The sequence below is a fragment of the Ruminococcus sp. 1001136sp1_2201st1_G3_2201SCRN_220225 genome, assembly GCF_040924365.1.
In the GTDB taxonomy this organism is placed as follows: domain Bacteria; phylum Bacillota; class Clostridia; order Lachnospirales; family Lachnospiraceae; genus Blautia_A; species Blautia_A faecis.
The window spans coordinates 106413-122727 of record NZ_JBCOME010000004.1 but is presented as its reverse complement, the minus strand read 5'-3'; the positions used below and the strand labels follow the sequence as shown (position 1 = coordinate 122727).

Here is a 16315-nt window from a genome sequence, read left to right as displayed (position 1 = left end):
GCAAGACTAACTTCCACCCCCAGTTTCTAATGTAGAACAAAACAGACTAAAGGTGGAAGTTAGTTTTTCATTTAAGGGTAAATGTGAAAAAAATGTGAAATTAGCACTCGACTCTTGACAGTGCTAACAATGCGTGTTATATTACATACAGAACAAAGGAAGAGAGAAAAAGAAATCTTCCAGTTTTAACAAAGATGTTAATTAAACACGCAAGTGTTCACAATATAAGGAGGAATGGATTATGTTAATGCCTAGTATTTTTGGAGAAGATTTATTTGATGACTGGATGAGATTACCTGTAGAAAGAGAGAATCACAGAGGTTACAGAGCTGCTGAATTGATGAAGACAGATATTAAGGATGTAGATGGAAATTATGAGCTGAGCATTGATCTTCCAGGCTTCCATAAAGAGGATGTGAAGATTCAGCTGAAGGATGGCTATCTGAACATTCAGGCTTCCAGAACCGAGAATAAAGATGAGAAAGACAATAACGGTAAATACGTTCACAGAGAGCGTTACACCGGACAGTGCTCCAGAAGCTTTTATGTAGGTAAGGAACTGGAGCATGAGGACATCCATGCGAAATATGACAATGGTGTTCTGACTGTTACTTTCCCGAAGGAAGCGAAAAAGAAAGTGCCTGAAGAGAAGAAATTTATTTCTATTGAAGGCTGATTCCCGGGGAAAGAGCTGTTTTAACAGATAAGAATTCCCGTGGGAAACTGATAACAGATAATAACTGGCGCGGAGCAGTTCACCTGCTTCGTGCCGATGAAATAAATAATTGAAATAGACGATTGAAATAGATAATTGAATTAGATAATATAGAGTGTGCATTAGCCGTAAATCAGAAGCGGCGGCTGATATTGCCGGCTTACATAAGTAACGAGTGAAAGCGGCAGAGCATGTTTTATTTGATGTGCTTGCAGTGTATAGATTATTCAGCAATATTGAAATAATGGTAAACAGCTTCTTTTATATAGATTGTGTTTCATTTTAAGACGATTTCTTAATTTACATAGATTTTGTTTCATACCCCCTCGTTTCCTGCCGGCTACCCACCGGCAGGTTTTTTCTTATGTCTTTACATCATTTCACCTGTCTGCTATACTTGTCTGGAATTGTTGATAACTGCAAAGGATAGAACAAAAAATCTCCCACAAATTATGATGTACATCTTGCAGAAAGCCTTTTCAAACAGGCTCCATAGCGTGAAAACAAGATGTTGCTGCACTAATCGTGGATGGCAAAAACATGTTACTGTTTACCTGTTCACAGTAACAAAAACATTTTCAGAGAAGGAATTTACCCATGAATTACATTGTATTTGACCTGGAATGGAATCAGAGTCCGGGGGGAAAAAGGTGGTCTAACAGCCGTCTGCCTTTTGAAATCATAGAAATCGGCGCCATAAAACTAAATGAAGAGAAAGAAATTGTGGATAGCTTTCAGCGTCTGATCAAGCCCCAGGTGTACAATTGGATTCATGACAGCATTCATGAAGTGATTCACATGAATTATAAGGATCTGCAGAAGGGAACTCTTTTCCCGCAGGCCATCATGGAATTTTTGGAATGGTGTGGCGAAGAATATATTTTCTTTACCTGGGGAAATCAGGATGTAATGGAACTGCAGCGGAACATGAAATATTATGGAAAACTTTCCCTGCTGAAAGGTCCTGTGACTTATTATGATGTGCAGAAATTATTTGCCATTCGTTATGAAGAAAATGACGAGCGCCGTGCCCTGGAATTTGCTGCTGATAAAATGGGCGTGGAGAAGAAAATGGATTTTCACCGCGCTCTGGGAGATGCTTATTATACTGCATGTATTCTCCAGAAAATAGAAGATAAATACATTTTTCCAAACTCATCCCTGGACGTGTATCAGAATCCCAAGAGTAAGCGTGAAGAGATTCACATATCCTATCCAACCTATGATAAATATGTATCCCGAGAGTTCTATTCCCGCGAAAAAGCCATGAAGGACCGGGAAGTAACCAGCACGAAATGTCCATTATGCCATAATCCGGCCAAGCGTAAGATACGTTGGTTTATGAATAATTCCAAGGTTTATTACAGTGTGTCCCTTTGTCAGGAGCACGGCTTTGTACTGGGAAAAATTAGGATTCGCCGAACGGAAGACAATAAGTATTATGTAATTAAGAAGCTCACCAATGTAACAGATGAAGAAGCCGATGAAATCCGCCAGAAACGTGATGCTCATCGAGCCAAACGGAGACTGAAGAAAGAAGAGCAGTAAATCCGTGAAACTACTGCTTGTAATGAATGAAAAACTAACATTTGGTTAATAGAAAAATCCCCTCCAATCACATATGCTGTTTATAAGTAATACAACAACAGCGTATAAAAAGGAGGGGATTTTATGAGTTTAAGAAATTATTTTTACAGGTTTGGGAAATACATTCTGACATTTTTCTTTGTAACACTGCTGATGGTTCTCTTTGGTCCGCTACAGGCGCAGGCTGCTATTACCAAGGAAGTTACCACAGATGGTTTTAAACTCAGTGGAACGGGCAGCATGAATGTGTGGGATGGAGACGAATTCCGCTATTATATCGGTTATCAGATCCCTCATGAAGACTCCATGGATTACAAGGTAGATGTGACTATGACTTTTCAAAGTTCCAGTCTGACACCAGGCAGGGCAAGCGTGTATCTGGATGACGCCAGCATACCCTTATATTCAAACGGAGGTACGGTGCTGCAGGGCTCAGCCACATTCTCCAAATCTGATGAAATGGAATTGATGGAAATATTTGTAAATTACGATAGTTTTCCAAGTGAGCAGAACGTAGATTTTTCCATTTCGGTAAATGTACGGGAAAATCGCAAAAGCGCAGATATTGCCATTTATCCGCCGGAAAACAATTACGACAAAACCACAGGAATGTTTCTGGTAACGGTTGACGATCCTTATGTTTTTTATTCAAATAAGGACTCGTCCAAATATTCTGTAAGTATTTCGGACTCATCTGTGGCACAGGTTACAGGCATTACTCCAAAATCCAATGACAGCTTTGAGGTAAGCGTATATTTTGCAAAAGCAGGTTCGGCGGATTTCATTTTTAAATATGGAAATCAGACGAAAAAGGTGACTTTCACAGTGGCGAAAACAGTCATAACTGTTTCCAGCTCCATCTCCCTGAAGGTGGGGGATACCACCATGTTTTCCAATTATGTTTTCAAAACCGGCGGTGGAAGCATCACCATCAAGAAAGTGAAATCCAGCAACAAAAAGATCGTTGATGCAGCCGGAGGATTCCTGATCGCAAAGAAGCCTGGCACTGCCAAGGTAAGTGCCCTGGTAAATGGCAAGCGGAGAACCATAACCGTGATTGTCGGCAAAAAGCCTGCCCCCAAGCCAAAACTGAAACAGCTTCAGGTAAAAGTGAAAGGCTATAAATACTATCCGGATTCCGGCAAAACCATTTACACAACCCGTTTCACCAATAAATCCAAAAGCACCATCACCAAAGTTAAGCTGAAATTCACCATGACCATTAATGAAGAAATGACCCGCACCAAAACCTTCAAGGTTAATATAAAACCGGGAAAGACAAAAACCATGAAGCTGAATATAGGAAAACTAATAGCAGATCCTTCAAATATTAAGGTGAAATGTCTGAAATTCTGGTATAAGAGTTGAGGAAAGAAACTGTAGTAATAGGGGCATTTCGAATAAAGAAATAAAAGAATATTGTGTAAAGTAGAAGAACTACAATAATACAGGGCTAAGAACGAAAATGCGTAATGCAGTTTTCATTCTTAGCCCTTATTTTATAAAGTCGGTGTTGTCAGCAGACTGGTCATGATCGACCGTTCATACTGCATTCCCCATCCAACCATCTGACCATTGAAATAATACTTGCTCTTTAATCTCAATGGTCCCACAGCGTTGGAAAGAATGGCCTGTTTCTTGGTAAGAACACTGAGGTCTGTTCCTGTGGGGACGGTCACGTATACATTTTTTGTGTAGTAGAATGGATAAGTATTTCCGCAATTATTCAGCAGATACTGCTCACCTGGAAGATTTTTCTTCGGAACAGGATTCTTGCTGATTTTTACTTTTTTACATTCGAAATTGTCGAAACCGTAATCCAGAAGGCTCTTTGTGTCAGCCCAGGCGCCATTTACGGAATTCATCACAACTGCAACCAGGGTCATATTTCCACGCTTGGCATAGGTGATCAGAGTAGCACCGGCAACATCTGTGTAGCCTGTTTTTCCACCCAGAACACCATCATAGGCGTAATCCCGGCCAGCCATCATCTTGTGATGATTGAGCAGATAGCGGGTTTCTGTAAAAATATTGGTAGGCGGAATTTCATAAAGATCTGTGGTGAAAAATTTCCTGCAAAGTGGATTCTGCCATGCAGCCTTGGCTATTTTTGCCATATCGCCTGCGGTGGTTACATGAGTCTCATCAGGAAGTCCGTTAGGGTTATTAAAATGGGTGTTTTTGCATCCAAGTTGCTGGGCTCTGGTGTTCATCAGCTCTACAAACTTCTTCACAGAACCGGAAACCTCTTCCCCAATACCAAGTGCCATTTCATTGGCTGATTCCAGCATCAGTGCCATAAGACATTGTTCAACTGTAAAAACCTCTCCGGCATCACCATAAATGGTGGAACTTCCCGCTTCAATTCCGTAAGCCGCCTGCTGAGAAAGGGTAAGCTGTGCGTTCACGTCCAGGTTCTCACATCCAAGAAGACAGGTGAGAAGCTTGGTAATACTGGCCGGGTAAAGCTGAGTATTGGCATTCTTGGAATACAGGACCGCTTCTGTATTTAAGTCCATGAGAACTGCTGACTGCGCCTCAATCTTAGGACCCTCCGGCCAACCCTCAATGGAATCGGTATCAGCTGCCTGTGCATAATATTCGGTATGCGGATCCGGAGTAGGAGTGGGAGATTCGCTGGCAGTGTCTGTAGCTTCTGCCCAGACAGCGCCCGTCTGCCCAAGCAGCATTGCTGCTGTCAGGATTCCACAGAAAATCCGCTTTATTTTCATATGAAGATTTTTCCTAATCATATAAAATCCTTTCTTAAAATAGTACATAAAATTCCCAATACGTAATTGCATTATACCACTTTTCTTTATGTAAAACTATTAAAAGAGTGTGAATTGTTCACAGCACCCCGGAAAATCCACAAATTCAGCATTATTTTCCCCTATTCTCCCCATTTTTTCAGCGGAAAAACACTTGACATATAGAAATTCAGACCATTATAATAGACGGGAAACAGAATAGTTAAAGACTGTGATGGAGACAGTAAGCTGATTTTGAACGTTTAAGGTTGTGCAGACACAGACAGCAGCAATCTTTTCAGCGAGACGGGGATGGTGTAAGCCCGCCGCAAGTAGATTCAGCCGAAGATCACTCCGGAGTTTTATCTCTGAAGGAACAAGTAGGAGATAACGGAATTCCCCCGTTACAGGGAGCGTGTATCGGCTGCGTGTGCAAGCCCGTACAATGTAACAGGTGGTATAACGAGTGCTGACAGCTTTCGTCCTTTTGCAGGATGAGAGCTTTTTTTATGCTATAGGAAATTCCGTTGGAATTCCCTATAGCATAAAAAGCCCTGCCGGGCAGGATCGCACTGCGGCGGAAAGGTAGATGTCGCTTATAGCGACCCGCCGCAGGCGGAGAATCCTGCAAAGCAGGATTCTTTTTATGCAGGCGGAGAATCCTGCAGGCAGGATTCTTTATGTAACAGGAAATCCCAACAGCAATCGACTGATAATTTTAAAGGAGGAAAAAGCTTTGTACCAGAAAGTAGACACGAATCTGAATTTCGTAGATCGCGAGAAAAAAGTAGAAGAATTCTGGAAAGAAAACCATATTTTCGAAAAAAGTATGGAAAACCGTAAAGAAGGCCCGACTTACACATTCTATGACGGACCGCCAACAGCAAACGGCAAGCCGCATATCGGCCATGTGCTGACACGTGTTATCAAGGATATGATCCCAAGATACCGTGCAATGAAGGGTTACATGGTTCCGCGTAAGGCTGGATGGGATACCCATGGTCTTCCGGTAGAGCTTGAAGTAGAGAAGAAGCTTGGTCTGGATGGAAAAGAGCAGATCGAGGAATACGGTATGGAGCCGTTCATCCAGCAGTGTAAAGAGAGTGTCTGGAAATACAAAGGAATGTGGGAGGATTTCTCCTCAACAGTTGGTTTCTGGGCTGATATGGAGCATCCATATGTAACTTACGAGGACAATTATATTGAGTCCGAGTGGTGGGCACTGAAAGAAATCTGGAACAAAGGCCTCTTATACAAAGGCTTCAAGATCGTTCCTTACTGTCCACGCTGCGGAACCCCGCTTTCATCCCAGGAGGTTTCCCAGGGCTATAAATTAGTAAAAGAGCGTTCTGCAATCGCACGTTTCAAAGTGGTTGGAGAGGATGCATATTTCCTGGCATGGACCACAACACCGTGGACACTGCCTTCTAACGTTGCACTTTGCGTAAATCCGGATGAGACTTACTGTAAAGTAAAAGCAGCAGACGGATACACTTACTATATGGCAGAAGCACTTCTTGACAAAGTACTTGGCAAGCTTGCAAAGGAAGAAGAGCCTGCATATGAGGTTCTGGAAACCTATAAAGGAAAAGACCTGGAATACAAGGAATATGAGCCGCTGTTTAAATGCACAGGTGACTATGTAGCATCCAAGGGCAAGAAAGCGCATTATCTCGTATGTGATAACTACGTTACCATGAGTGATGGTACCGGTATTGTTCATATCGCTCCTGCATTTGGTGAAGACGACAGCCGTGTAGGACGTGAATATGACCTTCCGTTTGTACAGTTTGTAGATGGCAAGGGTGATCTTACTGCTGAGACACCATATGCCGGCGTGTTTGTTAAGAAAGCAGACCCAATGGTACTGGCTGATCTTGAAAAAGAAGGCAAGCTGTTTGATGCTCCGAAATTTGAGCATGATTACCCACACTGCTGGCGTTGTGATACACCACTAATCTACTACGCAAGAGAATCCTGGTTTATCAAAATGACAGCTGTTAAAGATGACCTGATCCGCAATAACAACACCATTAACTGGATCCCGGAGAGCATCGGTAAAGGACGTTTCGGCGACTGGCTTGAGAACGTTCAGGACTGGGGAATCAGCCGTAACCGTTACTGGGGAACTCCACTGAATATCTGGGAGTGCAGCTGCGGTCATATGGAATCTGTTGGAAGCCGTCAGGATCTCTATGAGAAAACTGGTGACGAGCGCGCCAAGACAGTAGAGCTTCACCGCCCATACATTGACGAGCTTACCATGAAGTGTCCGGAGTGCGGCGGCACTATGCACCGTGTACCGGAGGTTATTGACTGCTGGTTCGATTCAGGAGCAATGCCATTTGCACAGCATCATTATCCATTTGAGAATCAGGAATTGTTCAAACAGCAGTTCCCGGCAAACTTTATTTCTGAGGCTGTTGACCAGACAAGAGGATGGTTCTACTCCCTTCTTGCTGAGTCTACTCTTCTGTTTAATCAGGCTCCATATAAGAACGTTATCGTTCTTGGACATGTTCAGGATGAGAATGGCCAGAAGATGAGCAAGTCCAAGGGAAATGCAGTTGATCCGTTTGATGCACTTCAGACATACGGTGCAGATGCCATCCGCTGGTACTTCTACATCAACAGTGCACCATGGCTGCCGAACCGTTTCCATGGCAAGGCTGTTCAGGAAGGTCAGCGTAAATTCATGGGTACTCTGTGGAATACCTATGCATTCTTTGTACTTTATGCAAATATTGATAACTTCGATGCTACCAAATATACACTTGACTATGACAAGCTTCCGGTTATGGACAAATGGCTCCTCAGCAAGCTGAATACACTTGTAAAGACTGTTGACGAGGATCTGAACGACTATAAGATTCCGGAGACTGCAAGAGCACTTCAGGGCTTTGTAGACGAGATGAGTAACTGGTATGTAAGACGCTGCCGTGAGCGTTTCTGGGCAAAAGGCATGGAGCAGGATAAGATCAATGCGTACATGACTCTTTACACAGCACTGGTAACAGTTGCCAAGGCTGCAGCTCCGATGATCCCGTTCATGACAGAGGATATTTACCAGAATCTTGTAAGATCTCTGGACAAAACAGCTCCTGAGAGTATCCATCTCTGCGACTTCCCGGAAGTAAAGGAAGAGTGGATCAACAAAGATCTGGAAGAAAACATGGAAGAAGTTCTGGACGTTGTTGTTCTTGGCCGTGCATGCCGTAATACGGCAAATATCAAGAACCGTCAGCCAATCGGAACCATGTATGTAAAAGCTCCGAAGGTGATGGATAAATATTTCACAGACATTATTGCAGACGAGCTGAATGTAAAAGAAGTGAAATTTGCAGATGACGTGGAATCCTTCATTTCCTACAGCTTCAAGCCACAGCTTCGTACAGTGGGACCGAAATACGGCAAGCTTCTCGGCGGAATCCGTACTGCACTTGCCCAGATCAACGGAAGCAAGGCTATGAACGAGCTGAAAACAAACGGTGTACTTGTACTTGATATCGATGGAAACAAGGTTGAGCTTACAGAGGAAGACCTGCTCATCGAGACCGCACAGACAGAAGGTTATGTAACTGAGTCAGAAGGCGAGACTGCAGTTGTTCTGGATACCAACCTGACACCTGAGCTGATCGAAGAGGGATTTGTCCGCGAAATCATCAGCAAGGTACAGACCATGCGTAAAGAGGCTGGCTTTGAGGTTATGGATAAGATCCGTGTATCTGTAAAAGATAATGACAAGATTATCGAGACCATGAAGGCAAATGAGGCTGAGATCAAATCTGAAGTTCTGGCTGAGGAAGTCGTTTATGGCGAGACAAATGGTTATGTAAAAGAGTGGAATATTAATAAAGAGCATGTAACTCTTGGTGTTACAAAGCTTTGATTTAACATACAACAGGAGGATCAAAATGATTGACAAACAGTTTGACAAAGAAACCTTCAAGAAAAGTGTAAAAGACAACGTTAAGTTTCTTTACCGCAGAAAGCTTGAAGAGGCAACTCAGGAGCAGCTTTTCCAGGCAGTAAGCTACACAGTGAAGGATGTGATCATCGATAACTGGCTTGATACACAGAACGCTTATGAAAAGCAGGATCCGAAGATCGTATATTATATGTCCATGGAGTTTCTTATGGGACGTGCCCTTGGAAACAACCTTTTAAACCTTGGTGCATACGGTGAAGTGAAAGAAGCTCTTGAAGAGCTTGGAATCGACATCAATGCACTTGAGGATCAGGAGCCGGATCCGGCTCTTGGAAACGGTGGTCTGGGAAGACTTGCAGCATGCTTCCTTGATTCCCTTGCAACACTTGGATACAGTGCATATGGCTGCGGAATCCGTTACCGTTATGGTATGTTCAAACAGGAAATCAGAGACGGATACCAGGTTGAGGTTCCGGATGCATGGCTTGAAGAAGGCTATCCATTTGAGCTTCGTCGTCCGGAGTACGCAAAAGAGGTACATTTCGGGGGATATGTAAGAGTTGAATATGACCAGGCAACCGGCCAGAACAAATTTGTCCATGAAGGATATCAGGCAGTAAAGGCAATCCCATACGATATGCCGATCGTTGGTTATGAGAACAATGTAGTAAATACACTTCGTATCTGGGATGCTGCTGCTATCGAAGAGTTTGGATTTGATTCCTTTGACAAAGGTGATTACAAGAAAGCCGTTGAGCAGGAGAACCTCGCAAAGGATATCGTAAACGTTCTTTATCCGAACGATAATAAAATGTCCGGTAAAGAGCTTCGTCTGAAACAGCAGTACTTCTTCGTATCTGCAAGTATTCAGGCTGCAATCGAGAAATATAAGAAAACACATAATGATATTAAGAAGCTCCACGAGAAAGTCGTATTCCAGATGAACGATACTCATCCGACTATGGCAGTTGCAGAGCTTATGCGTCTTCTTATGGATCAGGAAGGTCTTGGCTGGGATGATGCCTGGGCTGTAACTACCAAATGTGTTGCTTACACCAACCATACCATTATGGCTGAGGCTCTTGAGAAATGGCCGATCGAGCTGTTCTCCAGACTTCTTCCACGTGTATATCAGATCATCGAAGAGATCAACCGTCGTTTCATCATTGAAGTACAGAATAAATATCCTGGAAACTATGAGAAAATCAAAAAGATGGCAATCATCTATGACGGACAGGTTAAGATGGCTCACCTTGCAATCGTTGCAGGCTTCTCTGTAAATGGTGTTGCAAGACTTCATACTGAGATTCTGGAAAAGCAGGAGTTAAAAGATTTCTATGAGATGATGCCAGAGAAATTTAATAACAAAACCAACGGTATCACTCAGAGACGTTTCCTTCTTCACGGAAACCAGAATCTTGCTGCATGGATTACAGACCATATTGGACCAGACTGGATCACAGATCTTTCCCAGATCAGCAAGCTGAAGGTATATGCTGACGATGAGAAGGCTCTTCAGGAGTTTATGAACATTAAATTCCAGAACAAACAGCGTCTTGCAAAATATATCCTGGAGCACAATGGTGTTGAAGTTGATCCTCACTCCATTTTCGATGTACAGGTTAAGAGACTTCATGAGTATAAGAGACAGCTTCTCAATATCCTTCATGTAATCTATCTGTACAACCAGATTAAATTACATCCGGAGATGGAATTCTATCCAAGAACCTTCATCTTTGGTGCAAAAGCTTCTGCAGCATATGAGCGTGCGAAAAAGATCATCAAACTGATCAACTGCGTAGCAGATGTTGTAAACAATGATCCATCAATTGGCGGCAAGATCAAAGTTGTATTTATTGAGAATTACAGAGTATCTAATGCTGAGCTGATTTTTGCAGCAGCAGATGTTTCCGAGCAGATTTCTACTGCAAGTAAAGAGGCTTCCGGTACAGGTAACATGAAGTTCATGCTGAATGGTGCTCCTACACTTGGAACCATGGACGGTGCAAACGTAGAGATCGTTGAGGAAGTTGGTCAGGAGAACGCATTCATCTTCGGTATGAGCGCTGACCAGATCATTAACTATGAGAACCATGGCGGATACGATCCAGACTTTATCTACAATACAGATGCTGAGATCCGTCAGGTATTGATGCAGCTGATCAATGGAACCTTCTCCAGCGATACAGAGCTGTTCAGAGATATCTATGATTCTCTTCTGAATACTAAGAACTGCTCCAGAGCAGACCAGTATTTCATTCTCGGAGACTTCAGATCCTATGCTGAGGCTCAGAAGAGAGTGGAGGCAGCTTACAAAGATGAGAAGAAGTGGGCGAAGATGGCACTTCTGAACACTGCATGCAGTGGTAAATTCTCCTCTGACAGAACCATCCAGGAGTATGTAGATGATATCTGGCATCTGGATAAGGTTACTGTAACCAAGAGCGAGGCTGCTGAGAAATAAATAAGGGCAGATTCATTTTGCGAAAAAAATTATAAGAAATAATAAAGGCTGTGTTCATGCCAGGATAAATAAATTCTGGCATAGACACAGCTTTTTATATAAGATCAGAAATCTTCTTTCTGCCAGTACTCATAGGGCAGCATATGATACATTTTCCTTACGGTAGTCCGCTGACTGACATAGAGCTTTGCCAGCTTGCGCTTCTGTATATAAAGATCTTTAGGCATTTCTTCAAGGTCGTAGGGAACCTTGTCGTTTACATAATACGTTCCAAAAGAATAGAAATCAGCATTGCAGTCTGTCTCTTTATAGGCTTCTGCTACAAGCTGGTGAGTCATCTGGTGGTGGTGATGGCCGTACTCGCCGTCTGCGTTGTGAGTGGCAACCTGTTTCCAATCTTTATAGTTCAGAACGGTGGTAATATCTGCTTCCATATCTTTTTTCCAGTAGTTCCAGCTGCTGCGATCTTTTCCGATTTTGTCCGGGTAGGAAAGAATCAGATATTTGTCCCCGGTAGCTTCCATTACGGATTTAAATTCTGCGCTTCGAACCGGATCATTTCCACGGGTCATACACACTACCAGATAATCGTCTTCAATCAAGTGCCGTCCACCCCAGAGCAAATCATCATCTGGGTGCGCCACAAACATCACCTTGTCGTAACCATCCAGATCAAGGGCGTCCAGATCGGCAGCAGTTACATGGGGCAGATTCAGGTAAGGATAAAAAAGATAAAGCTTATGGCAGGCAAAGGCAATCGCGCTTAGTATTACAATTGCCGCCAGTAACTGTTTCCAGTGCCGCACAAACCAGGAAAAAAGGCTGGCAGTGTTGGAACTGGGAGAAAAATTATTTTTCATATCAGGTACTCCATTTCTGAGTTTATTTGTATAGACGAAATCGAAATTGATTATTTGTAATAATTATACTATATTTGAGATAAGTTACAAGCTAAGATATAATGCCATAAAAAATAATGGAGGATGAACATGAAAGAACTTCTTTATGGAGTAGCATATTATGATGAGTATATGCCGTATGACCGCCTGGATAAAGATGTGGAAATGATGAAAAAAGCGGGAATCAATACCGTTCGAATTGCCGAGTCTACCTGGAGCACTTGCGAGCCGCAGCCAGGAGTATTTGATTTTTCCCATGTGGAAAGAGTAATGGATGCCATGGAAGAGGCAGGAATCAATGTGATTATCGGTACGCCTACCTATGCTGTGCCTACATGGATGGTGAAGGCGCATCCGGATGTACTGGCTGAAACAGTAAGAGGAAGAGGTATTTACGGTGCCCGTCAGATCATGGACATTACCCATCCGGTGTACCTGTTCTATGCGGAGCGTGTAATCCGAGAACTGATGAAGCGCACAGCACATAGAAAGTGCGTCATCGGCTTCCAGCTGGATAATGAGACGAAATATTACGGAACTGCTGGAAAAAACGTGCAGGAGCAGTTTGTGAAATATATTCGTGAAAAATTCCATGATGATCTGGATGCCCTGAATTACGAATTCGGGCTGGATTATTGGAGCAATCGAATTAATGCATGGGAGGATTTTCCAGATGTGCGTGGTACGATCAATGGAAGCCTTGGCGCAGAATTTGAGAAATTCCAGAGAACTCTGGTGGACAAATTCCTCGGCTGGCAGGCTGATATTGTAAATGAATATAGAAGAGAAGACCAGTTTGTAACCCATAATCTGGATTTTGAGTGGCGTGGATATTCCTATGGCATTCAGCCTTATGTAAACCATTTTCATGCGTCCCAGTGCCTGACAATTGCAGGAACCGATATTTACCATCCTACACAGGATGACCTCACTGGCGCAGAAATTGCATTCGGCGGAGATCTGATCCGATCCCTGAAACAGGACAACTATCTGGTAATTGAAACCGAAGCACAGGGATTTCCTGGATGGACACCATATAAAGGACAGTTGAGACTACAGGCATACAGTCACCTGGCATCTGGCGCAAACAGCGTGATGTACTGGCACTGGCATTCCATCCATAATTCTTTTGAGACATACTGGAAAGGCCTGCTCAGCCATGATTTCCAGGAAAATGCCACTTACAGGGAAGCCTGCACAATTGGTAACGAGTTTGCCCGCCTTGGAAAACATCTGGTTAATCTGAAGAAGAAAAATGAAGTGGCAGTACTGGTCAGCAATGAAGCGCTTACTGCCCTGAACTGGTTCCGAATCCAGGAACAGGCACCCGGCGCGGATGCTAAGAGTATCTATTATAATGACGTTATGCGTTGGATGTACGATACTCTGTATCACATGAACGTAGAATGCGATTTCATCTGGCCAGAGTCCGAGAATCTGGAGCAATATAAAGCAATTGTAGTACCAGCCCTGTATGCGGCACCTGATGAGCTTCTCATACGGTTAAAACAGTATGTGGAAAATGGCGGAACCCTGATTGCATCCTTTAAAACTGCTTTTGCAAATGAAAATGTGAAGGTAAGTCATCAGGTGCAGCCACATATTCTGAGCAACTGCTTCGGAGTCCATTACGATCAGTTCACTTTCCCGAAAAATGTAGGCTTAACAGGGGAAGTCATTCCGGAAAAAACAGATCAGAAAGGCAATGCACACCCAGCTGCGAATGTATTTATGGAGCTTCTGGTTTCGGAAGGAGCAGAAGTGCTGGCATCTTACGAGCACTATAATTGGAAAGATTACGCCGCTATCACCCGAAACCACTACGGAAAAGGCCAGGCCGTATACATCGGCTGCATGACAGACGAGGAAACCCTGAAGTCCGTTTATAAAGCCGTGCTCCCGGAAGCAGGCGTAGAAATCCCAGAATACCACTACCCAATTATTGTGCGAAAAGGTTTGAATGATCTGGGAAAAACTGTTTGTTATTTCTTGAATTATTCTGGTATGGAACTGGAAATGCCTTATGATTATAAAAATGGCATAGAGCTGTTAGAAAACACCGCCGTAGAAAATGGCACCGCTCTCCAAATGCCTGCATGGGGTGTGAAAATCGTGGAAGAAGCTTAAAAAGAAACCATAAAAAGTCCCGGTAAACGGTGGAAAGACATCGGTTACCGGAACTTTTTGTGTTACCAGTATTTGTTTGGAACACCAGTAGCGTGATTTGTTTGGTCCGTGTGTTGGTTTATATGCTGGCGGCTTTCTGCCTGGTCTGATTGTGGTTGTAAGGAAAGCGGATATAGGTCTAAATAATTTAATGCACATAAAACGTGATTTTTGTGTTAAGATAGTAATGAAAAACGTGAGAAAATTGCGAATAAAAGCTTATAAAACGTGATGACTTTTCTTGAAGGGGTGAGACTATGTATTTTAGGATTATATTATTACAAAAAAGAAAATGCAACTTTGGAAGAAGATTTTTTTGTCAGGACAAAAGATGAACTGGTTCCGGTTGAAGTAAAGGCAAATAAAAATCGCTCAAAATCTTTAAGAAAACTGATTGATAATGAAAGTTACAGCGATATTAAGTGGGGAATAAAACTGGCTGACAGCAATGTGGGAATAGAAAATGGCATTTATACATTTCCATATTTCTGCTCCTTTTTGATTAAAAGGTATCTGGCAAAAAAAGGTTAAAGTTAAACGGCTGCCGCATTGTTCAAAGTGTTTTGATAATGTGGCAGCTGTTTATTAATTAAATTCTCTTCAGTTCATAGCTTCTTGTTCCAAGTCCAATCTTCTGTCCATGATCCAGAGTTGCTTCCCACTCTACATTCGGATTGGAATCCATAAAGTGGTTGTGGTGGCAATGCCATTCTGGTTTCGCAAGGTTGTCACCAAGCTGGCTGTTGCGGATTGGCTCCGCAGCAAGACATGCATCTACGCAGGCCTGATCAAGAGCAATGGGATCGAAGCTTGCGAACATTCCAATATCCGGAAGAATCGGAGCATCATTTTCGCCGTGGCAGTCACAGTTCGGGCTGATGTCCTGAACCAGAGCGATATGGAAGCATGGGCGTCCATGACAGACTGCCTGTGCATACTCTGTCATCTTACGGCAGAGAAGCTCATTGGAATTGCTGTGCGGGTTGTGAATTGCATCAAAGCTGCAGGCACCGATACAACGGCCGCAACCCTTACATTTCTCATAATCAATGACCGCTTTTTTCTCAGGATATGTAATAGCGTCACTTCCGCATTCCTTTGCACAGCGTTTGCAGCCGCGGCAAAGGTCTGTTTCGATAACTGGTTTACCACTATTGTGCTGAGCCATTTTTCCTGCACGGCTTCCGCAGCCCATACCAATATTCTTGATTGCGCCGCCGAAACCGGTGGCTTCATGTCCCTTGAAATGAGTAAGACTGATGAATATGTCAGCGTCCATTACAGCACGGCCGATTCTGGCAGTAGGACAGTATTCTGCATTTTCTACAGGAACCTCCACGTCATCGGTACCGCGAAGTCCGTCACCGATAATGATCTGACAGCCTGTAGTGATGGTGTTAAAGCCATTCAGATTCGCACAATCCATGTGCTCCAGAGCATTTTTGCGGCTTCCCGGATAAAGGGTGTTACAGTCAGTAAGAAACGGCATTCCTCCAAGCTCCTTACAAAGATCGGCTACTACTTTTGCATAATTGGGGCGCAGGAAAGCAAGATTTCCAAGTTCTCCGAAATGCATTTTGATGGCCACGAATTTACCATCCATATCAATGTCTTTGATTCCGGCTGCAATGCACAGTTTTTTCAGCTTGTCCAGCTGGCTTGTGCCGACCTTGCAGCGGAAGTCGGTGAAATATACTGTTGATTTTTCCATAAAATTCCTCATTTCTGATTTTTATTTATCTTCATATTATTCTTGTGATTGCTTTAATGTCAAGTTATTTTTGTACTATAGCGTGCCCTCAAAAT

10 protein-coding genes and 1 pseudogene are annotated in these 16315 nt (G+C 43.1%); 8 read left to right on the top strand and 3 right to left on the bottom strand.

The genetic code is table 11. The annotated features are described in order from the left end of the window. The first annotated feature begins 241 nt into the window (after positions 1-241). The 4 genes and pseudogenes from AB5642_RS02965 (at position 242) to AB5642_RS02950 (ending at position 3670) form a co-directional block, all read left to right on the top strand. The gene (locus tag AB5642_RS02965; RefSeq protein ID WP_173734793.1) at positions 242-676 is read left to right on the top strand and encodes an Hsp20/alpha crystallin family protein; all 435 of its coding nucleotides are present in this window, start codon (positions 242-244) and stop codon (positions 674-676) included. Positions 677-1148: 472 nt separating this feature from the next. Continuing rightward, positions 1149-1211: pseudogene (locus tag AB5642_RS02960) on the top strand (DUF6783 domain-containing protein); the annotation flags it as partial. A 101-nt stretch (positions 1212-1312) separates the two neighbouring features. After that, positions 1313-2263 (top strand): 3'-5' exonuclease, encoded by a 951-nt coding sequence (locus AB5642_RS02955; RefSeq protein WP_173734792.1) that lies wholly within the window; start codon positions 1313-1315, stop codon positions 2261-2263. A 123-nt stretch (positions 2264-2386) separates the two neighbouring features. Then, on the top strand, positions 2387-3670 hold the full coding sequence (locus tag AB5642_RS02950; RefSeq protein ID WP_173734791.1) for a hypothetical protein: 1284 nt from the start codon (positions 2387-2389) through the stop codon (positions 3668-3670). Between the two features lie 131 nt (positions 3671-3801). Here AB5642_RS02950 and AB5642_RS02945 read toward each other — a convergent pair whose 3' ends face one another. Then, the gene (locus AB5642_RS02945) at positions 3802-5034 is read right to left on the bottom strand and encodes a D-alanyl-D-alanine carboxypeptidase family protein (protein WP_237925448.1); all 1233 of its coding nucleotides are present in this window, start codon (positions 5032-5034) and stop codon (positions 3802-3804) included. Between the two features lie 754 nt (positions 5035-5788). Between AB5642_RS02945 and ileS the strand changes: the two genes are divergently transcribed. Beyond that, positions 5789-8941: an isoleucine--tRNA ligase gene (ileS, locus tag AB5642_RS02940; RefSeq protein ID WP_173715782.1), complete on the top strand. Its 3153-nt coding sequence runs from the start codon at positions 5789-5791 to the stop codon at positions 8939-8941. A 28-nt stretch (positions 8942-8969) separates the two neighbouring features. Next, a complete protein-coding gene (locus tag AB5642_RS02935; RefSeq protein ID WP_334285846.1) occupies positions 8970-11444 on the top strand; it encodes a glycogen/starch/alpha-glucan phosphorylase in 2475 nt (824 codons plus the stop codon). Positions 11445-11548: 104 nt separating this feature from the next. Here the strand turns inward: AB5642_RS02935 and AB5642_RS02930 are convergent, their stop codons facing one another. After that, positions 11549-12304 carry a PIG-L family deacetylase gene (locus tag AB5642_RS02930; RefSeq protein WP_173715737.1) on the bottom strand — a complete coding sequence of 252 codons (756 nt, stop codon included), beginning with the start codon at positions 12302-12304 and terminating at the stop codon, positions 11549-11551. Between the two features lie 129 nt (positions 12305-12433). Here AB5642_RS02930 and AB5642_RS02925 point away from each other — a divergent pair, with 129 nt between their 5' ends. Continuing rightward, the gene (locus tag AB5642_RS02925) at positions 12434-14470 is read left to right on the top strand and encodes a beta-galactosidase (protein WP_173718049.1); all 2037 of its coding nucleotides are present in this window, start codon (positions 12434-12436) and stop codon (positions 14468-14470) included. A gap of 270 nt (positions 14471-14740) precedes the next feature. Beyond that, complete coding sequence (locus AB5642_RS02920) at positions 14741-15040, top strand: hypothetical protein (RefSeq protein WP_243872629.1); 300 nt, start codon at positions 14741-14743, stop codon at positions 15038-15040. Positions 15041-15098: 58 nt separating this feature from the next. On the opposite strand, the gene AB5642_RS02915 is transcribed toward AB5642_RS02920, so the two are convergent. Then, positions 15099-16220 (bottom strand): DUF362 domain-containing protein, encoded by a 1122-nt coding sequence (locus AB5642_RS02915; RefSeq protein WP_148461504.1) that lies wholly within the window; start codon positions 16218-16220, stop codon positions 15099-15101. Positions 16221-16315: the final 95 nt, after the last annotated feature.

Excerpts from the sequence above, each read along its gene's own strand:
- AB5642_RS02945 (WP_237925448.1), bottom strand. The coding sequence starts at position 5,034 with ATGAAAATAAAGCGGATTTTCTGTGGAATCCTGACAGCAGCAATGCTG.
- AB5642_RS02965 (WP_173734793.1), top strand. The coding sequence starts at position 242 with ATGTTAATGCCTAGTATTTTTGGAGAAGATTTATTTGATGACTGGATG.
- AB5642_RS02950 (WP_173734791.1), top strand. The coding sequence starts at position 2,387 with ATGAGTTTAAGAAATTATTTTTACAGGTTTGGGAAATACATTCTGACA.
- AB5642_RS02920 (WP_243872629.1), top strand. The coding sequence starts at position 14,741 with ATGACTTTTCTTGAAGGGGTGAGACTATGTATTTTAGGATTATATTAT.
- AB5642_RS02955 (WP_173734792.1), top strand. The coding sequence starts at position 1,313 with ATGAATTACATTGTATTTGACCTGGAATGGAATCAGAGTCCGGGGGGA.
- AB5642_RS02925 (WP_173718049.1), top strand. The coding sequence starts at position 12,434 with ATGAAAGAACTTCTTTATGGAGTAGCATATTATGATGAGTATATGCCG.
- AB5642_RS02915 (WP_148461504.1), bottom strand. The coding sequence starts at position 16,220 with ATGGAAAAATCAACAGTATATTTCACCGACTTCCGCTGCAAGGTCGGC.
- AB5642_RS02930 (WP_173715737.1), bottom strand. The coding sequence starts at position 12,304 with ATGAAAAATAATTTTTCTCCCAGTTCCAACACTGCCAGCCTTTTTTCC.